The sequence below is a fragment of the Delftia tsuruhatensis genome (assembly GCF_903815225.1).
In the GTDB taxonomy this organism is placed as follows: domain Bacteria; phylum Pseudomonadota; class Gammaproteobacteria; order Burkholderiales; family Burkholderiaceae_C; genus Comamonas; species Comamonas tsuruhatensis_A.
This window is the reverse complement of the sequence record NZ_LR813084.1, coordinates 3727232-3750230: the sequence shown is the minus strand read 5'-3', so window position 1 is coordinate 3750230 and position 22999 is coordinate 3727232. Positions and strand designations below refer to the sequence as shown.

The 22999-nt window shown below is 65.0% G+C and carries 23 protein-coding genes and 1 pseudogene; 18 read left to right on the top strand and 6 right to left on the bottom strand.

Going from position 1 to position 22999, the window contains the following annotated elements; translation table 11 throughout:
- Positions 1-53: 53 nt before the first annotated feature.
- From L1Z78_RS16990 to L1Z78_RS16975, 4 genes are read right to left on the bottom strand one after another with little or no spacing between them, the layout of a single operon-like run.
- A complete protein-coding gene (locus L1Z78_RS16990; RefSeq protein WP_234637563.1) occupies positions 54-1439 on the bottom strand; it encodes an FAD-binding oxidoreductase in 1386 nt (461 codons plus the stop codon).
- Positions 1429-2346 (bottom strand): ABC transporter permease, encoded by a 918-nt coding sequence (locus L1Z78_RS16985; protein ID WP_234637562.1) that lies wholly within the window; start codon positions 2344-2346, stop codon positions 1429-1431. The genes L1Z78_RS16990 and L1Z78_RS16985 overlap by 11 nt, the downstream gene beginning before the upstream one ends.
- Entirely contained in the window at positions 2324-3136 is an 813-nt protein-coding gene (locus L1Z78_RS16980) for an ABC transporter ATP-binding protein (RefSeq protein WP_234637561.1), read from the bottom strand. The genes L1Z78_RS16985 and L1Z78_RS16980 overlap by 23 nt, the downstream gene beginning before the upstream one ends.
- A gap of 27 nt (positions 3137-3163) precedes the next feature.
- Complete coding sequence (locus L1Z78_RS16975) at positions 3164-3985, bottom strand: creatininase family protein (protein WP_234637560.1); 822 nt, start codon at positions 3983-3985, stop codon at positions 3164-3166.
- 308 nt (positions 3986-4293) lie between these two features.
- On the opposite strand from L1Z78_RS16975, the gene L1Z78_RS16970 reads away from it, so the two are divergent.
- The 7 genes from L1Z78_RS16970 (at position 4294) to L1Z78_RS16940 (ending at position 10372) form a co-directional block, all read left to right on the top strand.
- A complete protein-coding gene (locus L1Z78_RS16970) occupies positions 4294-4566 on the top strand; it encodes a type II toxin-antitoxin system Phd/YefM family antitoxin (RefSeq protein WP_234637559.1) in 273 nt (90 codons plus the stop codon).
- Entirely contained in the window at positions 4563-4997 is a 435-nt protein-coding gene (locus L1Z78_RS16965) for a type II toxin-antitoxin system VapC family toxin (RefSeq protein ID WP_234637558.1), read from the top strand. Before L1Z78_RS16970 ends, L1Z78_RS16965 begins: the two co-directional genes overlap by 4 nt.
- A gap of 31 nt (positions 4998-5028) precedes the next feature.
- On the top strand, positions 5029-6645 hold the full coding sequence (guaA, locus tag L1Z78_RS16960) for a glutamine-hydrolyzing GMP synthase (protein ID WP_234637557.1): 1617 nt from the start codon (positions 5029-5031) through the stop codon (positions 6643-6645).
- A 301-nt stretch (positions 6646-6946) separates the two neighbouring features.
- Positions 6947-8203 carry a tyrosine-type recombinase/integrase gene (locus L1Z78_RS16955; RefSeq protein ID WP_234637556.1) on the top strand — a complete coding sequence of 419 codons (1257 nt, stop codon included), beginning with the start codon at positions 6947-6949 and terminating at the stop codon, positions 8201-8203.
- Between the two features lie 156 nt (positions 8204-8359).
- Positions 8360-9181 (top strand): type IV toxin-antitoxin system AbiEi family antitoxin domain-containing protein, encoded by an 822-nt coding sequence (locus L1Z78_RS16950; RefSeq protein WP_234642197.1) that lies wholly within the window; start codon positions 8360-8362, stop codon positions 9179-9181.
- A complete protein-coding gene (locus L1Z78_RS16945) occupies positions 9165-10109 on the top strand; it encodes a nucleotidyl transferase AbiEii/AbiGii toxin family protein (RefSeq protein ID WP_234637555.1) in 945 nt (314 codons plus the stop codon). The genes L1Z78_RS16950 and L1Z78_RS16945 overlap by 17 nt, the downstream gene beginning before the upstream one ends.
- A complete protein-coding gene (locus tag L1Z78_RS16940) occupies positions 10109-10372 on the top strand; it encodes a transcriptional regulator (RefSeq protein WP_234637554.1) in 264 nt (87 codons plus the stop codon). Before L1Z78_RS16945 ends, L1Z78_RS16940 begins: the two co-directional genes overlap by 1 nt.
- Positions 10373-10397: 25 nt before the next feature.
- Here L1Z78_RS16940 and L1Z78_RS16935 read toward each other — a convergent pair whose 3' ends face one another.
- A complete protein-coding gene (locus L1Z78_RS16935; RefSeq protein WP_418921630.1) occupies positions 10398-10754 on the bottom strand; it encodes a helix-turn-helix transcriptional regulator in 357 nt (118 codons plus the stop codon).
- Between the two features lie 285 nt (positions 10755-11039).
- On the opposite strand from L1Z78_RS16935, the gene L1Z78_RS16930 reads away from it, so the two are divergent.
- The 6 genes from L1Z78_RS16930 (at position 11040) to L1Z78_RS16905 (ending at position 16830) form a co-directional block, all read left to right on the top strand.
- Positions 11040-11891 carry a hypothetical protein gene (locus L1Z78_RS16930; protein ID WP_234637552.1) on the top strand — a complete coding sequence of 284 codons (852 nt, stop codon included), beginning with the start codon at positions 11040-11042 and terminating at the stop codon, positions 11889-11891.
- Positions 11892-11991: 100 nt separating this feature from the next.
- Entirely contained in the window at positions 11992-13560 is a 1569-nt protein-coding gene (locus tag L1Z78_RS16925) for a recombinase family protein (RefSeq protein WP_418921629.1), read from the top strand.
- Positions 13557-14453 carry a plasmid partitioning protein RepB C-terminal domain-containing protein gene (locus L1Z78_RS16920; RefSeq protein ID WP_234637550.1) on the top strand — a complete coding sequence of 299 codons (897 nt, stop codon included), beginning with the start codon at positions 13557-13559 and terminating at the stop codon, positions 14451-14453. Before L1Z78_RS16925 ends, L1Z78_RS16920 begins: the two co-directional genes overlap by 4 nt.
- A complete protein-coding gene (locus L1Z78_RS16915; RefSeq protein ID WP_234637549.1) occupies positions 14450-15352 on the top strand; it encodes a plasmid partitioning protein RepB C-terminal domain-containing protein in 903 nt (300 codons plus the stop codon). The genes L1Z78_RS16920 and L1Z78_RS16915 overlap by 4 nt, the downstream gene beginning before the upstream one ends.
- 325 nt (positions 15353-15677) lie before the next feature.
- Positions 15678-16214, top strand: coding sequence for a RadC family protein (radC, locus tag L1Z78_RS16910; protein ID WP_234637548.1), 537 nt, complete (start codon positions 15678-15680; stop codon positions 16212-16214).
- A gap of 268 nt (positions 16215-16482) precedes the next feature.
- Positions 16483-16830, top strand: coding sequence for a DUF2958 domain-containing protein (locus tag L1Z78_RS16905; RefSeq protein ID WP_234637547.1), 348 nt, complete (start codon positions 16483-16485; stop codon positions 16828-16830).
- Positions 16831-16863: 33 nt separating this feature from the next.
- Here the strand turns inward: L1Z78_RS16905 and L1Z78_RS16900 are convergent, their stop codons facing one another.
- Positions 16864-17535 (bottom strand): DUF6988 family protein, encoded by a 672-nt coding sequence (locus L1Z78_RS16900; protein WP_234637546.1) that lies wholly within the window; start codon positions 17533-17535, stop codon positions 16864-16866.
- Between the two features lie 528 nt (positions 17536-18063).
- Between L1Z78_RS16900 and L1Z78_RS16895 the strand changes: the two genes are divergently transcribed.
- From L1Z78_RS16895 to L1Z78_RS16880, 5 genes and pseudogenes are all read left to right on the top strand, one after another.
- A complete protein-coding gene (locus L1Z78_RS16895) occupies positions 18064-18891 on the top strand; it encodes a DUF932 domain-containing protein (RefSeq protein WP_234642196.1) in 828 nt (275 codons plus the stop codon).
- Between the two features lie 78 nt (positions 18892-18969).
- Positions 18970-21027 (top strand): ParB/RepB/Spo0J family partition protein, encoded by a 2058-nt coding sequence (locus L1Z78_RS16890; protein WP_234637545.1) that lies wholly within the window; start codon positions 18970-18972, stop codon positions 21025-21027.
- 62 nt (positions 21028-21089) lie between these two features.
- The gene (locus tag L1Z78_RS16885) at positions 21090-21275 is read left to right on the top strand and encodes a hypothetical protein (RefSeq protein WP_234637544.1); all 186 of its coding nucleotides are present in this window, start codon (positions 21090-21092) and stop codon (positions 21273-21275) included.
- Between the two features lie 205 nt (positions 21276-21480).
- A pseudogene (locus L1Z78_RS28180) lies at positions 21481-21792 on the top strand (DUF6367 family protein); the annotation flags it as partial.
- A 76-nt stretch (positions 21793-21868) separates the two neighbouring features.
- Positions 21869-22971, top strand: a protein-coding gene (locus tag L1Z78_RS16880) for an IS3 family transposase (RefSeq protein WP_234637323.1) whose coding sequence is annotated in 2 segments (ribosomal slippage) — positions 21869-22127 and positions 22127-22971 — 1104 coding nt in all. Because the reading frame shifts where the segments join, the coding sequence is not laid out codon by codon here.
- The last annotated feature ends 28 nt before the right edge of the window (positions 22972-22999 follow it).

Sequence of the window (22999 nt, the reverse complement as noted above, 5' to 3'; positions counted from 1 at the left end):
GGCGTGTGTCCTTGTGGAGTGCGGGGAAGTGGCAGGCGGGGTGCGGGTGGGGGTCAGCCTTCCCGCGCCATGTGGGGCTGCCAGCCCAGCGTCTTGCCGGGGTTGAGCAGGCCCATGGGGTCGCTGCGCTGCTTGAAGGCGATCTGCCGGGCGTCGATGGTCTTCATGCCGCCGCCCTCGATGGTGACCACATGCGGATTGAAGACCCGGCAGCCGCCCTGGGACTCGATCTCGCGCACGATGGCGTCCAGGTGCTCCTCCCCCTTCCAGCGCACCAGCACGATGCCGAAGGTGGCGCATTCGCCATGGGCGCGTGCGAAATCCTGGTGCTGCAGCACATCGTCGCCAAAGACCGACAGATGGCGCAGCACCACGGCCGGATCGAACGGCTGGGCATAGGCCAGCTGCAGGTAGGTCCAGCCGCGGTCGGCCTTCAGCGCCTGCAGCGTGGTGTGGTTGAAGGCGCATTCGTAGGCGGGCGGCAGGCCCCGGGCCAGCAGCTCGGCCTCGGTGCCGGCCACGGAGACCGTGCCGCCATGCGCCCGCGCCAGGGCGCGCAGCGCCGGCATGGATGCGGGCGGCGCCATGGTGAACACGGCGTGCCGGTCGGCCGGAAAGTGCGGGCCCATGGCCGTGTAGTACACGGCAAAGCGCGCCTCCACCGTGGACAGCAGGAACAGGTCCAGCGCCGGGTCCTGCGCCGCGATGCCGAAGTCCAGCGCGCCGCCATAGGTGGGAAACAGCAGGGTGCAATGCACCCAGTCCACGGCCGGGCTCAGCGCCACTTCCACCTCCAGGATCACGCCATTGGTGCCGTAGGCGTGGTGCACCTGCTGGATGTCGTCGCCGGCCAGCTCGATGGTGCGCGGCGTGCGTTCCACCGTCATCACACGTGCGCGCAGCAGGTTGCCGCTGTCGCGCAGAATGCCGTGGCGGAACGACCCTATGCCGCCGAAGCCGCCCGCGATGAAGCCGCCGATGGTGGCCACATGCCAGGTCGACGGCCACATGCGCAGCGCCTGGCCGGTCTCGCGCGCGGAGAGGTCGATGTCGTGCATGCGCGCACCGGCCTGCACGCGGATGCGGCCCGGGGCGATGTCCAGCACGCGGCACATGGGCGTGACATCGAGCACGATGCCGCCCTGCAAAGGCACGCACTGCCCGTAGTTGCCCGTGCCGCCGCCGCGCACGGTGACGGGCAGCTTCCAGCGCGCGGCCACGGCCAGGGCCTGGCGCACGTCCTCTTCGGTGCTGACCTTGACGACCAGGTCGGCCACGCAGTGCGCGAGCTGCGCCGAGAGAATGGGGCTGTACCAGTGGAAGTCGCGGGACAGCTGCCGGCGCTGGGCGGGCGTGCCGATCAGGTTCAGGCCCCGCAGCTCGGCGCGCACGGCCTCCCAGTCGACGGGGGAGCGCGGCGGGTGCTCTCTAGCGTTCATGGCGCATCTCGCTTTCATGCCAGTGGCCGAGCACCAGGCGCGACAGCGCGGCGAACACGGCGAAGATGACGATGCCCAGCAGCGACACCAGCAGCAGCGCCGCGAACATCATCGGGATCTCGGTGCGAAAGCTCGACTCCAGGATGCGCGATGCCAGTCCGGTTTCCCGGCCTGCCGTGCCCGCCGTGAACTCGGCCACCACGGCGCCGATCAGGCTCAGGCCGCCGGCGATCTTCAGGCCCGCCATGAAGTAGGGCAGTGCGCTGGGCACCAGCAGATGGCGGAAGGTCTGCCAGGGCGACGCCTGGTACAGCCGCATCAGGTCGCGCAGCAGGCTGTCCGCGCTCTTGAGCCCGATGACCGTGTTCGAGAGGATGGGAAAGAAGGCCACGATCCAGGCGCACAGCAGCAGCGCCGCCGTGGTGTCGGAGACGTAGATCAGGATCAGCGGCGCGATCGCCACGATGGGCGTCACCTGCAGCAGCACGGCCAGCGGGAACAGCCCGATCTCCACCCACTTGGACAGGCCGAAGGCGATGGCCAGCGCCACCCCGCCCACGATGGCGGCGGCCAGCGCCAGCAGCGTCAGCTTGACGGTGAACCACAGCGCGGTGGACAGGGAATCCCAGTGCTCCACCAGCGTGCGCAGGATCAGCGAAGGCGCGGGCAGGATGTAGTGCGCGATGCCGTTGGCGCGCACCGTCCATTCCCAGGCCAGCAGCAGCGCGGCGACCACGGCCAGCGGCACGGCCGCGCGCAGCACGGATTCGCGGCGGCGCAGCCGGTCCTCTCGGGCGCGCAGCGATTGCGCCGTGGGAATGTTGGCCGTGGGGGTGGTGGCCACCGTGGCCGCTGCCGTGGCGGTGGTTGCCGGGATCGCGGATTCAATGGTCGATGTCGAGGCCATGCAGTGCTCCATGCAGTGAACGGGAGACGGCCGCGCAGTGCGCGTTGTAGCGGGTCGACGTGCGAAACGCCTCGCCGCGCGGGTAGGGCTCGTCGATGCGGATCTCGTCGATCACGCGGCCGGGACGCGCGGCCATCACCACGATGCGGTCGGACAGGTAGACCGACTCGTAGACGCTGTGCGTCACGAAGACGATGGAAAAGCGCTGCTCGCGCCAGATGGCCAGCAGGTCGTTGTTGAGCTTGATGCGCGTCATCTCGTCGAGCGCGGCAAAGGGCTCGTCCATCAGCAGCAGGCGCGGGCGGGTGACCAGGGCGCGGGCGATGGACACGCGCATCTTCATGCCGCCCGACAGCTCGCGCGGGTAGACATCGGCAAAGCGCGACAGCCCCACCATCTCCAGCGCCTGCTGCACCACCGGCGCGGCGGCGTCGCGGCGCGTGCCCGACAGCCTGAGCGGCAGCCACACGTTGTCGAACACCCGGGCCCAGGGCATGAGGGCGGGCTCCTGGAACACAAAGCCCAGATCGCGCTCGCCACGCGGCGTGCCGGGCGCGTCCCCGCGCCAGTCGATGTCGCCGCCGCTGCTGCGTGCCAGGCCCGCGATCAGGCGCAGCGCCGTGCTCTTGCCGCAGCCCGAAGGGCCGAGAAAACTGATGAAGTCGTGCGCGCCGATGTCCAGCGACATGCCGTCCAGCGCCAGCGTGCCGTTCGCGAAGCGCTTGCCGACGCCGCGCAGGCGCACCAGGGGCGGGCCGTCCCCGGTGCAGGAGAGGGTGGAGGTGTTCATGGGGCGGGCTCCCGGGACACGGTGGCGTCACTGCCAGGCGGGCACGTTGGCCAGCCGCTCCATGGGGAAGCGATCGATCTCCTGGAGCAACTGCACGAAGCGCCGGGCCACATGGTCGATCACGGCAGCGCCCTTGTCGGCGCTGGCGCGCGATGCATCCCCGGCGGCCCCGGCGGGATTGATGTCCTGCATCTGCCAGCCCAGCCTGCCGCTGGGCGTGATCGACAGGAAGCGGTTCTCCTCGGCCAGCTGCTCCGTCATCGACGGGAAGTTGCGCAACTGGTCGCGGCGCACATGGGCGGGCGCCAGGTGCAGCATGACCGAGCTTTCCAGGTCGCCGGCGTGGATGCCGTGCCTTTCCTCATGCGCGGTGAACAGGCCCTCGGGCAGGCCCAGCGTGTACCAGTGGGCCGCGACCACCATCATGCCGTGCGCCTCGCGCAGGTCGCGCGCCACGATGTCCATCACGCCCATCTGCCCGCCGTGGCTGTTGTAGAGCACCAGCTTGCGCACCCCGGCCCTGGCCACGCAGGCGCCGATCTCCATCCACAGCGCCATCAGCGTGCGCGCCGACACCGTGAGCGTGCCCGGATAGCGCGCATGCTCATTGCTCTTGCCGTAGGCCACCGTGGGCAGGAACAGCACCGGCAGCTCGTCGGGCAGCAGGGGCAGGCAGGCCTGCACCATGCCATCGATGGTCGCGGTGTCGGTGGACATGGGCAGGTGGGGGCCATGCTGCTCCGTGGCACCGACCGGCAGCACGGCGATGAGCCGTTCGCGGTCCAGCCGGGAAAACGCTTCGCTGGTCAGGTCCGACCAGAAGCGGCTGCGCGGGGGAGTCGGGTTCATCGGGACGCGCCTTTCTGTGGTGGCATCGATGAACAAAATTATCCATATGATCAAAAATAACTGGATAAGTGCTTACCCATTCGGTGAAAACTCTGTAGTTCTTGCTACCAGATAAGAGCATATGGATGAATTTGTGCCATGGATGCACGCCTGAGGAGCGGTGCCAGGGCACGCACCGACCTCCAGCGGCGCTTCGCCATCACCCGGAATGCCCGCAAGGTTCTGGCCTGAATTTTCAAAAATTCTGGCCAGAATGCTAGAATCGGGCCTGTGCCTGATTCCAGGCCTTTTCTGTTTCCCGCCCTGCCATGCAATCCGTCGGCATCTACGAAGCCAAGACCCGTTTCTCCGCCCTGATCGAACTTGTCGAGCAGGGCGAGGAAGTGCGCATCACCCGCCACGGCAAGGAAGTGGTGCGCATGCTGCCGGTGCGCCGCCGTCCGGTGATCACCGACGAGCAGATCGCCCGCGAGCTGGAGCAGATGCAGGCGCTGCAGGCCACGGTGCGGCCGGCCCCGGCCGGATCGTCGGCACCGGACGCCACCACAAAGCTGCGCCACGCAGGCCGGAGCCAGGCATGACCTCCTTCGTGCTCGATGCTTCCGTCACCGCCGCCTGGCTGCTGCCCGATGCCGCCAGCGCGCACACCCGGCGCCTGTACACCCGCATCCGCCGCCACGAGGTGGACCCGCAGGCCCCCAACCTCTGGCAGTGGGAGTGCGGCAACCTGATCGCCTCGGGCGTGCACGGCGGCCGCATTCCGCACAGCTCGGTCGAAGGCCTGTGGAGCGTGCTCGAAGCCATTCGCCACCGCGTGGAACTGCATGAGCTGGCCCCCGCCCAGCACAAGGCCGTGCTCGACGTGGCGCTGGACACCCGGCTGCCCGTGTATGACGCCGCCTACCTGTGGCTGGCGCAGTCGCTGCGCCTGCCGCTGGCCACCTTCGACCCTGCCCAGGCCGCCGCCGCGCGCAAGCGCGGGCTGGCGCTGCTGGCCCCTGAAGATTTCTGACCCCTTCCGTCCATCCTTGCCCTCGACGACCATGCAACACGACAAGATCCTCATTCTTGACTTCGGCTCCCAAGTCACCCAGCTGATCGCACGCCGCGTGCGTGAAGCCCATGTCTACTGCGAAGTCCATCCCTGCGACGTGAGCAGCGACTGGGTGCGCGAATTCGCCGCCGACGGCCGCTTGAAGGGCGTGATCCTGTCCGGCAGCCACGCCAGCGTCTACGAAGTGGACGACCGCGCCCCCGACGCCGTGTTCGAGCTGGGCATTCCCGTGCTGGGCATCTGCTACGGCATGCAGACCATGGCCACCCAGCTGGGCGGCAAGGTCGAAGGCTCGCACACCCGCGAATTCGGCTACGCCGAAGTGCGCGCCCATGGCCACACCGAACTGCTCAAGGGCATCGAGGACTTCGCCACGGCGGAAGGCCACGGCATGCTCAAGGTCTGGATGAGCCACGGCGACAAGGTCACCGAGCTGCCCCCGGGCTTCAAGGTCATGGCCTCCACGCCGTCCTGCCCCATCGCCGGCATGGCCGACGAGGCGCGCCGCTTCTACGCCGTGCAGTTCCACCCCGAAGTCACGCACACCGTGCAGGGCGCCGCGCTGCTCAACCGCTTCGTGCGCGAGATCTGCGCAGCGAATGCCGACTGGATCATGGGCGACTACATCGAGGAAGCCGTCGCCAGGATCCGCGAGCAGGTGGGTGACGAGGAAGTCATCCTCGGCCTGTCCGGCGGCGTGGACTCCTCCGTGGCTGCAGCCCTGATCCACCGCGCCATCGGCGACCAGCTGACCTGCGTCTTCGTGGACCACGGCCTGCTGCGCCTGAACGAAGGCGACATGGTCATGGAAATGTTCGAAGGCAAGCTGCACGCCAAGGTCATCCGCGTGGACGCCAGCGACCTGTTCCTGGGCAAGCTGGCCGGCGTCAGCGAACCCGAGGCCAAGCGCAAGATCATCGGCGGCCTGTTCGTGGACGTGTTCAAGGCCGAAGCCGCCAAGCTCAAGGCGGGCGATGCAGGCCACAAGGGCGCCACCTTCCTGGCCCAGGGCACCATCTACCCCGACGTCATCGAGTCGGGCGGCGCCAAGAGCAAGAAGGCCGTCACCATCAAGAGCCACCACAACGTCGGCGGCCTGCCCGAGCAGCTCGGCCTGAAGCTGCTCGAACCCCTGCGCGACCTGTTCAAGGACGAAGTGCGCGAACTCGGCGTGGCCCTGGGCCTGCCGCGCGACATGGTCTACCGCCACCCCTTCCCCGGCCCGGGCCTGGGCGTGCGCATCCTGGGTGAAGTCAAGAAGGAATACGCCGACCTGCTGCGCCGCGCCGACGCCATCTTCATCGAAGAACTGCGCAACTGGACCGACGAAGCCACCGGCAAGAACTGGTACGACCTCACCAGCCAGGCCTTCACTGTCTTCCTGCCCGTCAAGAGCGTGGGCGTCATGGGCGACGGCCGCACCTACGACTACGTCGTGGCCCTGCGCGCCGTGCAGACCAGCGACTTCATGACCGCCGACTGGGCCGAGCTGCCTTACGGCCTGCTCAAGAAGGTGTCTGGCCGGATCATCAATGAAGTGCGTGGTATCAACCGCGTGACCTACGATGTGTCGACCAAGCCGCCGGCGACGATTGAGTGGGAGTGAAATCGAGTCCTTCGGGGACTATCGCCAGTTATCGAAAAACTTCAGTAACGTGTTGATTTAAAAGAAAATACGTCACGACAGCTATCGGTGGCTATCGTCGGCCAGCAAAACGGGTTGACGGTAGAGCTGACGGTAAGAACCGAAGGTCTGATTAAGACCCTCCCGTTTACTATTGAGACCAAACCGGTCTTTGACGGTAAAACGCTCCCCTGGAAAGCTTGTTTCATGCGGCTTTCCGGGCATCGACGGGTCTCCTGACCCCTGACGGTAAAAGCCGTCACGAAACAGGAGGAAAACCTCGATGCTTACCGACACAGCACTGCGCAACCTGAAGCCTAAGTCCTTGACTTATAAGGCTTCTGACCGGGATGGAATGTACGTGACGGTATCGCCCGCCGGTACCGTCACCTTCCGCTACGATTACCGTCTCAACGGGCGCCGTGAGACCCTGACCATCGGCCGCTACGGTCCTGGCGGCATCTCCCTTGCTCTGGCCCGGGAAAAGCTGCTCGATGCCAAGAAGGCCGTCGCTGCTGGCCGTTCCCCGGCACTGGAGAAGCAGCGTGAGAAGCGCAGGCTGACCGCAGCCAAGAACTTCGGCGATGTAGCGCTCAAGTGGCTGGCGGATGCCAAGATGGCCGACAGCACGCGCGCGATGCGCAAGCATGTCGTTGACCGCGACATCCTGCCGGTGTTCAGGAGCCGGCTGCTCAACGAAATCACGGCCGATGACCTGCGGGCCTTGTGCAACAAGGTGAAGGCGCGCGGCGCTCCTGCCACTGCGGTGCATGTCCGCGACATCGTGAAGCAGGTCTATGCCTTTGCCATCCTGCATGGGGAGAGGGTGGACAACCCGGCCAATGACGTGGCGGCCGCCTCGATCGCCACCTTTGTGCCGAAAGACCGGGCGCTGTCGCCGGCCGAGATCCGCTTGGCGTTCCACCAATTGGTGTCCATCGCGACCTACCCGACGATCCGCCTGGCGCTGCGCATGGTTCTGCTGACCCTGGTGCGCAAGAGCGAATTGATCGAGGCCACCTGGAGCGAGATCGACTTCGATAGCGCGACCTGGACGATTCCGAAGCAGCGCATGAAGGGGCGCAATCCACATGTGGTCTATCTGTCACGGCAGGCCATGGACATCCTGGTGGCGTTGCACACCTGCGCGGCGGGCTCGAAGTTCGTGTTGCCATCGCGCTACGAGCCGACCCGTTGCATGTCGCATGCGACCTTGAACCGCGTGACCCAGCTCATCGTGTCGCGGGCCCAGGCTGCAGGCCTGCCGTTGGAGCCTTTCACGGTGCATGACCTTCGCCGCACGGGCTCGACGCTGCTCAACGAAGTGGGCTTCAACGGCGACTGGATCGAGAAGTGCCTGGCACACGAGGAAGGGCGCTCCTCGCGCTCGATCTACAACAAGGCCGAGTACGCTGAGCAGCGGCGGCACATGCTGCAGGAGTGGGCGGACATGGTCGATGCCTGGATCGACGGGCGCACCCATGTGCCGAAGCTGCTGCCGGAGAACGTATCGGTCCCGGTGCTGAGCGCGGCTTTGTGAAGGGAGGGCCGCATGATGACTGTATCTGGACTCTCTGTCGGCGACCAGCGCAAGGTTTGCCGACAGGACGAAAAGATCACTCTGAGTAATCTTTTGTGGCCATCGTCAAACCGGCCTATCTTGGCGAAGGTTTATAAATCTGTTATTTTGAGTACTATGGATGCTCAAAATTCAGGAAAGCTGAACCGCTTGCTGGCCGAACTGGGCGATACCCGCCTGGTGTCCAGCCGCTGGCTGCGGGCGCATGGCTACTCCAACAGCCTTGTGGCGCGCTACGTGGGCAGCGGCTGGCTGGTGTCGCCGGCGCGTGGCGTCTACATGCGCAGGGGCGGGCGGCTGCAATGGGAGGGCGTGGTCCGCAGCTTGCAGGTCGGCGAGGGCATACCGCTGCATGTCGGGGGACGCTTCGCACTCGGCCTGCAGGGCCACGAGCACTATCTGCGCCTGGGCGATGCTGGCACGATCACGCTGTACGGGCCACAGCAGCCGCCCGGCTGGGTGGGCAAGCTTTCACTGGAGCAACGCTTCGAGTACCAGGGCAAGGGTCCGCTCGATCTCCCGGCTGTGCCTGTCACCGCGGAAGTCTCAGAGAAGGCGTTGTCGGAAGATGGCCTGGCTTGGCATGCAGCAGCACCTGGGAACGATGCGCTGGTGTGCTCGACGCCCGAGCGGGCCATGCTGGAACTGTGCGACAGCGTATCGGATGCGGCAGGGGTCTATGAGGCCGATGCGCTGATGCAGGCCATGACCACGCTGCGGCCGCAGCGGGTCGGCCTGCTGTTGCGCCACTGTCGCAGCATCAAGGCCAAGCGGCTGTTCCTGGTCCTGGCCGAGCGCCATCGACACGCGTGGCTGTCGCACGTGCCGCTGGAGGGCGTCGATCTGGGCCGTGGCAAGCGTGCGCTGGTGCCCGGTGGGCGCCTGCATCAGACTTACCAGATTACCTTGCCGGGAGACCTCGATGAGCACCTGGCTTGACCATTGGGACCGGCGCTACACGGACCGCGTGCGACTGCTGGTCGAGATCCTGCCGGTATTGGCCTCAGAGCCGGGTTTTGCACTCAAGGGCGGCACGGCCATCAACCTGTTTGAGCACGATCTGCCGCGCCTGTCGGTGGACATCGATCTGGCCTGGCTGCCGGTGCACGACTATGCCGAAGATGCGAAGCTGATTGCTGAAGCGTTGGGGCGACTGGCCGATACGCTGCGCGCCCGGCCTCTGCAATTGCAGGTCCAGGCCTCGGCGGGCGAGGGTGGGGTGGTCACCCGGCTGGTGGCCAGTCGCGGCCGTGCGCGCGTGCAGATTGAGACGACGCCGGTCATGCGCGGCGCGGTGCATCCGGTGCGAACCATGGTCGTGCGGCCACGGGTGGAGGAGGCCTTCGGCTTTGCCGAGGTGCAGGTGCTGGCGTTTGCCGACCTCTATGCGGGCAAGCTGGCGGCTGCGCTGTCGCGCCAGCATCCGCGCGATCTTTTCGATGTGGGCCTGCTGCTGCAAGACGAACGAGCGGACGAAGTGCTCTGGCGCACCTTCCTCGTGTACCTGACGTGCAGCCCCAAGCCAGCCTGGGAGATGCTGGCGCCGCGCGTCCCGGGGGATTTCGAGGCCACCTTCGAGGCCCATTTCAATGGCATGACGTCCGAGCCTATCAGCGTGGCGGCATTGCTTGAAAGCCGCGAGCGCCTGCTGGCGCGCGTAGCGCATTGGCTGGATGGGCCGTCGCGCGCCTTTCTGCAATCCGTCGAGGATGAGAAGCCGGATTTCAGTTTGATCGGGTTGGCCCATGCGGCCGAGTTACCTGGAGTGCGACGCAAGCTTCACAACCTGGCGCAGCGCACGGCCGCCAAGCGTGCGGCAGATCGTCAGCAGCTTGACGAAACGCTGGCGCGGACCGCCGGAGCCTGATGACGAAGGAGGCTTACGCGATGGTTCACGATTTCACACTGGTCTATGTACTGGACCCGGGCATGGGGTCGCAGGAGGATGTCCTTCGCCAAGTGGCGGGCAGCGACTGCGCCGACGCCACGGTCGGCTGGGGGCGGCCGGGTCATGTCGGCCTGGCTTTCAGCAGGGAGGCGAGCGACCGCGATGCTGCGGTCAAGCTTGCAAGGGTGCAGATGGCGCAGGCGCTGCCCGGGGCGGTACTGGTTGGGGTGGATGCCGCGTAGCCGCTGCAGCCATTTGATGGTGACGTCATCCTCGAACAGGGCGGTGCCGGCGCAGCCTCACGTCCGGTCCGCTGGATGAGTTGGCCTTCGCTGATCGAGAGGCTTGCTTGCGGTCTTCGATCCAGGCTTCGACTTCTTCCAGGTCCCAGACGACGCAACGGGTGGTGAGGCGGAAGCGGCGCGGGAATTCGCCGCGCTGTTCCATTTCGTAGATCGTTGTCTCCGCGAGAGGCACGATCTGATGCAGCTCTTGACGGCGGATGGTACGTCGGAAAGGCAAGGGCGCCTTCACCGGGAACTGGGGGACGTTGTCGTAGCCGGGCATGTCCGGATGGGGCAAGGATGAAAGTCTGTCCGGGGCGGGAAGCGAAGAGGGCGGCATGGCAGTGACCGTGATCGGATGCGTTGGTGCCCATGGTGGCTATCGCGGGTGATCGGTACAACCTGTTGGGGCGAAGTCTGTCGTGTTCTGGTACGCATATTCGCTCGGCAGGTGTTGTTTACTGTGCAGTGAATCTCCGTTGGCTTCGGTCGTCGCGGTATTACGCCGCCGGGCTCGCGGGTTGTGCACCACGCTTATGCCAAATCGTGGTCATCAGGCTTTGAGCCTGACGGCTCCGCAACATGGCTGTTGCGCGCTACGCTCAGCCGGAAACGGATGTTGGCAATGACCCCAGAAGAACACGAGTCACTACTGAAACAGGCATTCGATGCCTATCTCTTGGTGCGCGGCCAACCGGGCTGCATCCCGAGTCGAACCTATCTCCCTTATGACGCAGTCGACCTGAAGCGCCTGCGATGGCCCACCATGGGCGACATGCTGATCGAGGACGAGCTTCGGGAGCTGACCAACAACCTGAACGCGTGGCTCGGGGCACTGCGGCGTTGGCACGCCTGGCAAATAGTCATGGGCGACTACTCGGAGGATGAGCGCTGGGAACTGGAACATGAGTTCGTCACGCCGCTGGCCACCTACTGCCTGTTCCAACCGAGCGCACTGCGCGACACGATCACCTTCGTGGTCACGAACGGCATGCATCAGGTTCTACGGTCTGTCGATCCTTCGTATCCGGACCGTCTGCCGCTCGACCAACTGCCGTGGGAGAAACCAAGTTATCCCACGCGCCGCAAGAAAGAGGCACAGCTCGCGCACATCGTCGCCAGATGGCCGGAAGGAGCGCATCTACTGACCGCACTGAGAAAACTGGACGATCAATCCAATCGTCAGGCGACGTCGGATTTCCGCAATCGTGCCAGCCACAGCATCGCTCCGCGGTTCTCCAGGGGGATCACCCGGACGGTGACACGGACTGTCGTACAGAAGACCCGCCTGGAGCCCAGGGGATACGGCTACGTTCACGACGTGCCAGTACCCGGTCAGATCTCCATCAGTTACGGCTTCGGTGGAACGGATCCACTGGACTTGAACCAGGTGCGAGAGGTCAACGTCCAACAGCTCGAAGTGGCGGTGGCCTGCTTTGATCACTACGTCACCCTCTTGAAAACAACGACTGGATAGCAGGCGCTGAAGGGGCTCGTGCAGCATGTCATCACAACGACATGCATCTTCCCAACCATTCAGAGATGTAGAAGTTCTCAAAAAGAGGTTGGGCGCGCGGGTGCTGAATCATGCTGGACTGAACAGTGATGATGACTCGGGGGAAGCCGGAGTTCCGGTGGCCCAGTACGTTCGCATGTCCACCGAGCATCAGAGGTACTCGACGGAGAACCAGGCCGAACGGATTGCTGAGTACGCGGCCCGCCACGGGATGCAGATCGTCCGGACCTACACGGACTCCGGTAAGAGTGGCCTGAATCTGAAGGGGCGCAGCGGTTTGCAGTCGCTGCTGCACGACGTCAAGCAACCCAACCCTGGTTTCAGCGCCGTGCTGGTGTACGACGTAAGCCGATGGGGACGCTTCCCCGACCCTGACGAGGCGGCGGTCTACGAACATGCGTGCAAGAGCCGCGGCATCCGCGTGATCTATTGCGCCGAGCCGTTCAACAACGACGGCTCTCTGCCTTCGACGGTGTTCATCGGCATCAAGCGCAGCATGGCGGCGGAATACAGCCGGGAGCTGTCGGTCAAGGTCTTCGCCGGTGCCTGCAACATCGTTCAGCACGGCTACCGCCAGGGAGGCGCGCCCGGCTACGGGCTGCGACGGCAGTTGATCGACGAGCAGCACAACGTCAAAGGACTGCTGTCGCGCGGCGAGAAGAAAAGCATCCAGACCGACCGCGTGGTGCTGGTGCCCGGTCCGCCCGAAGAGATCGCCGTGGTGCTCCGCATCTACCGGCTCTTCCTGGAGGAAGGCATGCCCGAGCGCGTCATCGCCTCGGTACTGAACCACGAAGGCATTCTGTCGGATGCCGGCACGCTCTGGTCGCGCGGCTCGATTCACCAGATCCTGACCAACGAGAAGTACATCGGGAACAACGTCTACAACCGCACGTCGTTCAAGCTCAAGGTCAAGCACGTGCGCAACCCGCCAGACAAGTGGGTCCGACGGGATGGTGCATTCGAGGCGATCGTTCCCGTGCACCTGTTCGTGCAGGCGCAGGCGATCATCATGGCCCGCTCTCGTCATCTGGATGACGCGGAGCTTCTGGATCTGCTTCGCCAGACGCTGGAGAAGCACGGTGCACTGTCGGGCATGGTCATCGACGAAGACGACGATGCGCCTTCCAGCTCGGCCTACCGCAGCCGGTTCGGGAGCCTGTTGCGGGCCTACAGTCTTATCGGCTACACGCCTCGGCGTGACTACGCCTACCTTGAGATCAACCGTTCGCTGCGCCGGCGTCATCCGGAACTGATCGAAGAGATGGCGGCCAGCATCCAGGCTGCGGGCAGCTGGACGGTGCGCGATCCCGGCACCGACCTGCTTACTGTCAACGGCGAGTTCACGGTATCGCTGGTCATCGCACGGTGCAAGCCAACGCCCGCCGGATCGCACCGCTGGCGGATCCGGTTCGATGCCAGCCTCCAGCCGGACATCACGGTGGTGGCGCGCATGGATCCTGGGAATCAGCGTGCCTTCGACTACTACGTGTTTCCGGCCATCGACTTCTCGGCCGACGCGCTGCCGACGCTGGAGGACAACGGGTTCACGCTGGATGCGTACCGCACCGATTCCCTGGATTTCTTCTATCAGTTGGCGGGGCGTGTTTCCCTGCAGGAGGCCGCATGACGTCATCTTCCGCACGCATCGAGATGATCCCGATCAGCGACATCACGGTGGCGAATCCTCGCGTCCGTAACGCGAAGATCCACAAGACGATCACCGACAGCATCGACCAGGTGGGGCTCAAGCGGCCTATTACGGTGCGCCGTGTTTCGTCAGGGGAGGGGACCACGCCATACGCGCTGATTTGCGGGCAGGGGCGGCTGGAATCCTGCAAGATGCTCGGGCAGACCGAGATTGCCGCGCTGGTCGTTGACGTGGACGAAGAGACAGGCCACGTCATGAGCATCGTGGAAAACGTCGCGCGGCGAACGCCCCGGGCGGTGGAGACGTTGGAGCAGGTTCGCGTGCTGAAGCAGCGGGGCTACACCGACAGCGAGGTCGCGGGCAAGCTCGGCTGCACCGCGTCCTGGGTCAACAACGTGGCCAATCTGCTGGAACGCGGGGAGAAACGCCTGCTGGCGGCAACGGAGGCCGGCCACATTCCACTGCACCTGGCGGTCAGCATCTCGCGGGCCAGCGGCAGCGAGGCTCAGCAGCTTCTGCTGGATGCCTACGAGAGTGGCGAACTGAAGGGCCGCAAGGTCACTGTCGTTCGCAAGATCCTGGAACAGCGGGAGCGCAGCGGAAAGAAGGGCAACAACTCTTTCGCCAAAGGGCCCTCCCGGCGACAGATGAGTCCGGAGGAACTCACGAAGCTCTATCAGCGTGACGTGGACATGCATCGTCGTATCCAGAAGAAGGCCGAGTACACGCAGAAATCACTGCTGCTGGCGCGGCAGATCTTCAAGGAGCTTTTCGCCAGCAAGGACTTCTGCGCCCTGTTGAAGGTGGAGAAGCTGGGTAGCGTTCCGCAACCGCTCGCGGAACTGGCGCCACGCGGAGGGCTAATGCGATGAGCAAGAAGCCGCCGAAGTCGGTACGGCTCGGGTTCGAGCGCGACTGCATGGAGATCGCACTGGACCTGCTCCATGTGGAGATACCGCCGCCGACCGGTATCAAGGAGACCGTCAAATACAAGCAGGTGTGCACCTCGGTGCAGGCCATCGGCCTGGTTGAGCCGATCGTCGTTGCCCACAGCCGGCAGAGCGTCGGCTCGTTCATCGTGCTGGATGGCCGCATGCGGCTGGAAGCCTTGCGAGACCGGGGTGCGCAGAAGGCGCTGTGCCTGATCTCGACGGACGACGAGGGCTACACCTACAACAAGCGCGTCAACCGTCTCTCGGTGGTGCAGGAGCATCGGATGATCGTCCGGGCTGCCGAGCGGGGCGTGTCGGTGCAGCAGTTGGCCGACGTTCTGGATGTGACGCCTGGTGCCATCCGCCAGCAGTTCAAGCTGCTGGACGGCATCTGCAGCGAAGCCGTGGCGCTGCTGGCGGACAAACCGGCTACCTATGCCGTGTTCCGCGCGTTGAAGCAGATGAAGCCGTTTCGGCAGATCGACGTGGCACAGGCCATGATCAATCTTGGCAACTATTCCGCGAAGCTAGCGTTGGCCATGCTACAGGCGACGTCGCCCGACCAGTTGACCGAGGAGGCGTCCGCCAAGGCGCAACGGGGCGGGCCGACGGAGGCGCTACAGCGCCTGGAGCGGGAGTTGGCGGCGGTGCAGGCGGACACCCGGTTGCTGGAAGAAGGCTACGGCCCGGCCAACTTGCAGTTGGAGATCATCAAGACATACATCGGCAAGACGCTTCTGGAAAACGCCGCCGTCGTCCGATGGCTGGCGAAGACCCATTCCGAGTACCTCCAGCAACTGCAGTTCATCGCCGAAATCAAACAGTTGCCATCACAGTAGCCAGGTTCGGGCGTCCCCGGCGATGCCGGGCCGCGCTGTCCGTGCTGCGCATCGAGCCGCCTGCGGCGTCTCGACCCTTCGGCTCCCATCGCTGATGCCTCCGCGGCTTTGCCGCTGCGCGCTGCGCTTGCCAGTGAGATGCGGGCGCGCGCTGTGGGGACGGCTGGCTTGCTGTTCCCTTCATCCTTGCACACCGTTCTCGCGGTCAAGGTCTGCGCGCACTCGTGCGCTTGCGGCCTGGCGGCCGTCGTTGAACCTGTGACAGCTGCGCTGCGGCGTGTCGGTTCCGGTCTCGGGCAATCCCGCCCGATGACTGGAGTTCGCCATGTCGCACGATCTGTTCTCTTCCCTCGATTCCTTCGTTGCTGATTCTTCTGCTGCTGGTTCACTGCTGGTTCGCGATGTTGCGGGCGAGTACCGCTCGGCCGAGCCAGCCGAGGTGCTGCAGGCGGCGTTGCGGGTGCTGGCGAGCCAGTTGCGCGGTACCGAGATGCTGTCGTCGCCGCAGGCGGTGCGCGACTTCCTGCGTATCAGGCTGGGCACGCTTGAACACGAGGTGTTCGCGGTGATCCACCTGGATGCGCAGCACCGCGTCATCGAGTACGTGGAGATCTTCCGGGGCACGATAAGCCAGACATCGGTGTACCCGCGCGAGATCGTCAAGGAAGCCCTGGCGCGCAATTCGGCGGCGCTGATTCTGGTGCACAACCATCCGTCGGGTGTGGCCGAGCCGTCGCGGGCGGACGAGATGCTGACGCAGACGCTCAAGAGCGCGCTGTCGCTGGTGGACGTGCGGGTCATCGATCACCTGATCGTGGCTGGGCCGACGATCCTGTCCTTTGCCGAGCGCGGGCTGATCTGAACCCGCGCAACCGGGAGCCGCATGGGCTCCCGGTTTTTCCTGTGCTGTAGACAGCGTGCCATGGTATGGCACGAGACCGTTGCAAGACGGAGGGTGGGGCTGGCTTGCTGTTGCACCCAGCGTGCCACGTCGTTCTCGCCGTCAAGGTCGGCGCGCATCCGCGATGCGCTGGCGGCCTGGGCGGCCGTCTTCGAACCTTGACCGCTGCGCTGCGCCGTGACCCGGAGGCTGCGGGCAATCCCGCCCGGCATTTCTTCTGGAGTTCAACATGAACGCCCTCATTACCGACGCGCAACGCGTGCTGCTGCTGGCCAACGGCCGCGAATCGCTGCAGGACACCGACTTCGATCCGGCGCCCGTGGTCAAGCTGTTCACGCCGGACGCCGGCGCGACCTGGCTGCTGACCGAGATCGATCCTGACGACCACGACCATGCCTTCGGTCTTTGCGACCTGGGCCTGGGCGCCCCGGAGCTTGGCTGGGTCAGTCTGCAGGAGCTGGCAACCGTGCGCGGGCGGATGGGTTTGCCGGTCGAGCGTGATCTGCACTCTCGTGCGGAGAAGCGCTTGAGCGCCTACGCGCGTGATGCGCGGCTAGCCGGGCGGGTCGTTGTCTGACCCGCCATCAGGGCGTCATCGACGCCCTGATTCTCAGGGCTTGAGCAGATCCGGCAGGCAGTCGGCGAATGCCGGCTGGACCTTGCTCATCGGCCTTGTGATGGCTTCATCGCCGGTGAGGACGGCCATTGTCATGGCCGTCATGGTGCTCAGACCGTTCGAGTTGCGCAGCACCTGCAGAGCCAGGTGCACGGGGAAGCCATCGGCATTGCGTCGCAGGGGATGGATGCCGCCGTGCACGAACGAGTTCATGGCGTTCCAGGAGATGTCCTTGAAGTGGACCAGCATCTGGTGGGCCGCTGCCGGCGCGTCCTGTCCAACCCGCTTGCCGATCTGATCGATCATGTCCTTCGCGCTGGGCAGGTTCTTGGCGGCCTGTTCGGCTTCCAGCGTGAGCGGTGCCGACAGCTTCTCGATGGCCGTCTCGGGGGCCGCATAGATGAGCCACATCGCACGGGTCAGCGCTTCGAACTGCAGCCGCATCAGGCTGACGGCCGATGTCGGCATGCCCAGCGCCATCAGGGCATGCAAGGCCGTGGCGTGTTCCATGGCGACCAGGCACATGCCCAGAGCTGCTTCGCCGCGCGGAGAGCCGTCGAATTCGGCATAGTCCAGCAGTTCGTTGAATCGTTCGTGCAAGGCCTCCGAGCGCTGGAGCATGTGTTCCAGGGGATCGTCGGAACCGGCGTGTTCTGTCGCGGGCATGGCGTCATCGTAAAGGCCACTTTGCGTTCGGGCGTCCCCAGCCACCTGAGAGATGGCCGGTCGCGCTGTCGTGCTTCGCATCGAGCCGCCTGCGGCGTCTCGCCCCTTCGGGCTTCCATCGTTCCCTCGCTCCGCTCGGCTGACGCCTCCGGCCCGGCTTCCAGCTTCGGGCCTGCGCGCTTCGCTTGCCATGCGGTCGGCGGTGGAAGTGGCCGTTGCCATGTCCTGCCGTCTTCCCTGACTTCATCACCTTGTCCGCGACTGTAGCCCGCGGTCGTGTGCCGTCAAGGCGCGCAGGGCCGTGTCCTCGCTGCGCTGCGGGCCGCACCAACCCTGCGCTTGCCTCCTTGACGTCCCCCGTCCACGGGCTCCCCTTCGTCGCGGGCGATGAACTCAGGAAAGACGGTGGCAACTGGGCCAACCGGGTTCCTCGTGCCGACCGCACCGAACAGCCGAAAGGCTGGGCTCCGAATCTTGGAATCCGGTGTGCGGTTTTCTTCAACAGCCTTTTTTGTTCAGGAGAAAGACATGCAACTCGCATCCCGTTTCGCTTCCCGTACCCCTTCGCTGCGCAGCGATTACCCGCTGTCCGATGACCAAATCCGGCGCGTGGCTCCGTCCATCTTCGCGGATGCGCCCCATGAGAGCCGTTCCGAGCGGTACAGCTACATCCCCACCGCCGCCGTTCTGACCGAGCTTCGCAAGGAAGGGTTTCAGCCCTTCATGGTGACGCAGACCCGCGTGCGCGATGAAGGCAAGCGCGAGCACGCCAAACACATGCTGCGCCTGCGCCATGCCAGCCAGATCAACGGCGCGGAGGCTAACGAAATCGTGCTGCTGAACTCGCACGATGGCACCAGCAGCTATCAGATGCTGGCGGGTCAGTTCCGCTTCGTTTGCAGCAATGGCCTTGTCTGCGGTGACACCGTGGCAGATGTGCGCGTGCCCCACAAAGGCGACGTGGCCGGGCTGGTGATCGAAGGCGCGTATCAGGTACTGAGCGGCTTTGACCGCGTGCGCGATTCCCGCGATGCCATGCGCGCCGTCACCTTGGACGATGGCGAATCCGGAGTGTTCGCCCGTGCTGCACTGGCCCTCAAGTACGACGACCCGGCCAAGCCCGCACCCATCACGGAATCGCAAATCCTGATGCCGCGCCGGTTCGATGACCGCCGCCCCGACCTGTGGAGCGTGTTCAACCGCACGCAGGAGAACCTGACCAAGGGTGGATTGCACGGCCGCAGCGCCAGCGGACGCCGCCAGAGCACCCGCCCCGTGCAGGGCATTGATTCCGACATTCGCCTGAACCGCGCCCTGTGGCTGCTGGCCGATGGCATGCGCCAGCTCAAGGCCTGACCCCCTACACGCATATCGCCCGCCGGAGGGGCGGTTCCCCTCCATTCCCTGTTCGTTTCATTCGATTGGAGATTCACCATGAACGCCGTTATCCAGACCGAAGCCCAAGCCCTCAACGCCGCCGCCAGCAGTTCGGCCAGCGCGCTGCAAACCGCCGACCCGAGCAAGCACATGATCCTGGTGCCGCTGTCGCGGCTGGTGCTGCGCCCCACGGGCCGCAATGTGCGCAAGACCCCGCGCATGTCCATTCCCGAACTGGCCGCGAGCATCCAGCGCGTGGGTCTGCTGCAAAACTTGATCGTGATCCTGTCCAGCGATGGCGAGCACTACGAAGTCGTGGCCGGTGGCCGTCGCCTTGCCGCCCTCAAGCTGCTGGCGAAGAAGCACCGCATCGCCAAGGATTGGCAGGTCCCTTGCTTGCAGGTGGCCGATGGCACGGCCCGCACCGCCAGTCTCACCGAAAACGTGCAGCGCGAGGCCATGCACCCGGCAGACCAGTTTGAAGCATTCGCGGCACTGGTGGCCGAGGGCCGCCCCATCGAGGACATAGCGGCGGATTTCAGCGTCACGCCGCTGGTGGTGCAGCGCCGCTTGAAGCTGGCGAATGTCTCGCCGCGCCTGATGGCGGACTATCGCGCCGATGCCGTGAGCCTTGACCAGTTGATGGCCCTTGCCATCACCGACGACCACGCCGCGCAGGAAAGCGCGTTCTACGATGCACCGCAGTGGCAGCGCCATCCCTCGCACTTGCGCGAACGCCTCACCGAAAGGGAAATCGACGCTTACCGGCATCCGCTGGTGCGCTTCGTCGGACTGGACGGCTACGAAGCCGCAGGCGGCGGCATCCGCCGCGACCTGTTCGCGGAAGGCGATGCGGGCGTGTACCTCAACGACGCCGCGCTGCTGGAACGGCTGGCGCAAGACAAGCTGGCAGGCATCGCCGCCACTGTCCGCGCCGAGGGTTGGGCGTGGGTGGATGCCACGCCGGGCGTGCCCCATGCCGATCTGCACGCCTTCCAGCGTGCGCCGAGAGAGCGGCGCGAGCCGAATAAGCGCGAAGCCGCACGCATCGAGAAGCTGCAAGCCAAGATGCAGGAGGTTGCCGAAGCGGTGGATGCTGCGATGGACGCCGACGACGAGGACAAGGTCGACGCTTTGCAGGAGGAAGGCGAAGCCCTGGGCGAGCAGCTGCAGGCACTGGAAGATGGCTTGCAAGACTACGGCGCGAACGTGAAGGCCGCGGCCGGTGCCATCGTCACCATCGACCGCAATGGCGAGGCCGTGATTCATCGCGGCCTGATGCGCGAGGCCGAGGCCAAGGCTCTGCGCACACTGGAACGGTTGCGCCAAGGTTTCAGCGGCGAAGGCGAAGCCGAGAACGACGAGCAACCCAAGACCGCTGCCATGTCCGACCGGCTGGCGCAACGCTTAAGCGCCCACCGCACCGCCGCACTGAAAATCGAAGTCGCACGGCATCCACAAGCTGCGCTGGCTGCCGTGGTACATGGCATGGTGCAGGCCGTCTTGCAGGAAAGCCGCTATGGCTTCAAGCGTGATTCCTTGCCGCTGGGCGTGAGCCTGAAACTGCAAGACCGGCTGGAAGGCATGGCCCCGGACTGGCCTCACTCCGCCGCCGCCGTGGCACTGCGCGAACTGCAACAGGTGGCCGGTGAAGGGTTGCCGGAGGACAGCGCCGAACTGTTCGCCGCGCTGCTGGCGAAGCCGCAAGATGAACTGGTCAAGCTGCTGGCCGTGTGCGTGGCGTCCACGGTGGACGTGGTGACGCCTCGCGCCACGCCGCGCCAACCCGGCGCGGAACTGGCGCAGGCCGTGGGCCTCGACATGGCCACATGGTGGCAGCCGACCGCCGAAGGCTACTTCAAGCACGTTTCCAAGGCCGTGATTCTGGATGCCGTGGGCGCGTTTGCACCGGAATCCGTCACCCGACTGGCAAAGCTCAAGAAGGCCGACATTGCCAGCGAAGCCGAGCGGCTGGCCGATGGCACGGGCTGGATGCCTGCCATCTTCAAGGCCGAAGGCCCGCAGGATGCCGCGCAGGTGGCAGGCCCGGAGCAGGACGCCCCGGAGGATGCCGAGGCAATGGCGGATGAACACGCCGAGGCGCTGGCCGCTTGACCCACGCTGAAGGCAAGCGCCCCGGCCTCGACCGGGGCGCTTTGCTGGAAGGAGAAGCCTCCATGACCCACACCACCACCAGCCGCCCGCGCATGGCGGCGATCTACGCCCCCGGCACGGTACGCACCCGCCGCTGGCACGGCGATAGCGAAGTGCGCGGCTACCGCCCACCCTCGGGCTGGTCGGCCCGTACTGACCTCACCGACATTCATCCCATCACGGGCCGTGCCTTGGTGCGCGCCGTGTAGTGGATCATCGAGACGAAGGAATAGCCTTCGGCAGCGCCGCGCCCAGGCCGTTCCGGTCTGGGCGCGGTGAACTTCAAAAATCCGGGCGCGGCAGTGGCCGCGCCCGGTGTCAATGCCGACAACCAGCCCCGGAATCAACAGCAACCATTTGCCGTGCTCGCGCATTTGGTATGGTTGAACGAGAACTTCTGAAGGGACGACTCATATGAAATTGGCTGAAATTCTGAGGGGGCAGGAGGCCGACGCGGAGCCAGAGGAAATTTCTGTTCTTCTCTCGACCGATGCGCTTCACCGCTGCAATCTGCAAATCACGTTGGAAAGCATCTGGATGCCGTCGGGGAACAAGGATTGGATGTATCGCGTAGACCCCGAAGATCCAAGAATTCCTCTGCAACGCCACATCCACATTGCCAAAAAGAAGCACACCAGCGCAAAGAACATGCAGGCATCGTGGAACGCTGACGGCACTCGCCACGATAAGAGTTCGTTCAACGCCTCTGTTGGCAGCACGGAGCGCGTAAGGGATATTGACCTGCCCGGTTTCTCCGAGACATTGATTTCTAGGAAGATGGCTCCCGCCCGGAGAGGAGCCGATGAAGAAGAGTCGATTTTCAGAAGAGCAAATGGTCACGATCCTGCGCGAAGCAGATCGAACGACGGTGGCCGAGGCCGCCAAGAAGCACAAGGTCAGCGAAGCCACCATCTATGCCTGGCGCAAACACTTCGGCCAGATGGAAGCGGCCGACGTCAAGCGTCTGAAGGCCCTGGAGCTTGAGAACAGCCGGCTGAAGAAGCTTCTTGCCGAGCGAGATCTGGACCTCGAGATTCTCAAGGAGATCAACGCAAAAAAATGGTGAGCCCGTTGGCTCGGCGCGAGCAACTGGCCTTCGTGCGCGCACGTGGCTTGAGTCTGCGCCGCGCCTGCGGGCTCATCGGCATGTCACGCGCCACGCCCAGTTACGAGTTGCGCTTGCCCGCCAAGGATGCGCCGGTGCTTGCGGCGATGAAGGAACTGTCGGCCATGTATCCGCGCTACGGCTATCGCCGCATTCGCGTATTCCTGCGTCGCAAGGGCTTCGAGCTGAGTTGGTCTCGCACGCACAGGCTGTGGCGTCAGGCGGGCCTGCTGGTGCCCCGGAAACGGCCGCGCAAGCGCATCGCATCGCTGCGCCCGCGCATCCACACGCCGTTCAAGGCCAACATGGTCTGGGCCTATGACTTCGTCTTCGACACCACGGCCAGCGGTCAGCAGATCAAGTGCCTGACCGTGGTGGACGAATACACCCGGGAGTGCCTGGCCATCGACGTGGCTGGGGCCATCCGTTCCAAGCGCGTGATCGAGGTGCTTTCGCGGCTGGTCAGCCTGCACGGGGCGCCGCTGTTCATGCGCTCGGACAATGGCCCCGAGTTCGTCAGCCAGGCGATCCTGGAGTGGATCTCAGCCTCGGGCATTGCCACCGTGCTCAACGATCCCGGCAAGCCCTGGCAGAACGGCACCGACGAAAGCTTCAACGGCAAGTTCCGCGACGAGTGTCTGTCCATCGAGTGGTTCCGTTCGCGCCGCGAAGCCGCTGCCCTGATCGAAGCCTGGCGCAATCACTACAACGAGGTACGTCCCCACAGCAGCCTGCAATACTTGACCCCGGCAGAGTTCAAACTCGAACTCCGCAAAGAACCGCAACCCGCCGTCTTCTAGGAAAAACTGTCTCGACTAAACCGAGCAG

Excerpts from the sequence above, each read along its gene's own strand:
- L1Z78_RS16990 (WP_234637563.1), bottom strand. The coding sequence starts at position 1,439 with ATGAACGCTAGAGAGCACCCGCCGCGCTCCCCCGTCGACTGGGAGGCC.
- L1Z78_RS16885 (WP_234637544.1), top strand. The coding sequence starts at position 21,090 with ATGACCCACACCACCACCAGCCGCCCGCGCATGGCGGCGATCTACGCC.
- L1Z78_RS16970 (WP_234637559.1), top strand. The coding sequence starts at position 4,294 with ATGCAATCCGTCGGCATCTACGAAGCCAAGACCCGTTTCTCCGCCCTG.
- L1Z78_RS16965 (WP_234637558.1), top strand. The coding sequence starts at position 4,563 with ATGACCTCCTTCGTGCTCGATGCTTCCGTCACCGCCGCCTGGCTGCTG.
- guaA (WP_234637557.1), top strand. The coding sequence starts at position 5,029 with ATGCAACACGACAAGATCCTCATTCTTGACTTCGGCTCCCAAGTCACC.
- L1Z78_RS16985 (WP_234637562.1), bottom strand. The coding sequence starts at position 2,346 with ATGGCCTCGACATCGACCATTGAATCCGCGATCCCGGCAACCACCGCC.
- L1Z78_RS16980 (WP_234637561.1), bottom strand. The coding sequence starts at position 3,136 with ATGAACACCTCCACCCTCTCCTGCACCGGGGACGGCCCGCCCCTGGTG.
- L1Z78_RS16935 (WP_418921630.1), bottom strand. The coding sequence starts at position 10,754 with ATGCCGCCCTCTTCGCTTCCCGCCCCGGACAGACTTTCATCCTTGCCC.
- L1Z78_RS16930 (WP_234637552.1), top strand. The coding sequence starts at position 11,040 with ATGACCCCAGAAGAACACGAGTCACTACTGAAACAGGCATTCGATGCC.
- L1Z78_RS16915 (WP_234637549.1), top strand. The coding sequence starts at position 14,450 with ATGAGCAAGAAGCCGCCGAAGTCGGTACGGCTCGGGTTCGAGCGCGAC.
- L1Z78_RS16900 (WP_234637546.1), bottom strand. The coding sequence starts at position 17,535 with ATGCCCGCGACAGAACACGCCGGTTCCGACGATCCCCTGGAACACATG.
- L1Z78_RS16950 (WP_234642197.1), top strand. The coding sequence starts at position 8,360 with ATGGATGCTCAAAATTCAGGAAAGCTGAACCGCTTGCTGGCCGAACTG.
- L1Z78_RS16975 (WP_234637560.1), bottom strand. The coding sequence starts at position 3,985 with ATGAACCCGACTCCCCCGCGCAGCCGCTTCTGGTCGGACCTGACCAGC.
- L1Z78_RS16920 (WP_234637550.1), top strand. The coding sequence starts at position 13,557 with ATGACGTCATCTTCCGCACGCATCGAGATGATCCCGATCAGCGACATC.
- L1Z78_RS16940 (WP_234637554.1), top strand. The coding sequence starts at position 10,109 with ATGACGAAGGAGGCTTACGCGATGGTTCACGATTTCACACTGGTCTAT.
- L1Z78_RS16890 (WP_234637545.1), top strand. The coding sequence starts at position 18,970 with ATGAACGCCGTTATCCAGACCGAAGCCCAAGCCCTCAACGCCGCCGCC.
- L1Z78_RS16895 (WP_234642196.1), top strand. The coding sequence starts at position 18,064 with ATGCAACTCGCATCCCGTTTCGCTTCCCGTACCCCTTCGCTGCGCAGC.
- L1Z78_RS16955 (WP_234637556.1), top strand. The coding sequence starts at position 6,947 with ATGCTTACCGACACAGCACTGCGCAACCTGAAGCCTAAGTCCTTGACT.
- L1Z78_RS16905 (WP_234637547.1), top strand. The coding sequence starts at position 16,483 with ATGAACGCCCTCATTACCGACGCGCAACGCGTGCTGCTGCTGGCCAAC.
- radC (WP_234637548.1), top strand. The coding sequence starts at position 15,678 with ATGTCGCACGATCTGTTCTCTTCCCTCGATTCCTTCGTTGCTGATTCT.
- L1Z78_RS16945 (WP_234637555.1), top strand. The coding sequence starts at position 9,165 with ATGAGCACCTGGCTTGACCATTGGGACCGGCGCTACACGGACCGCGTG.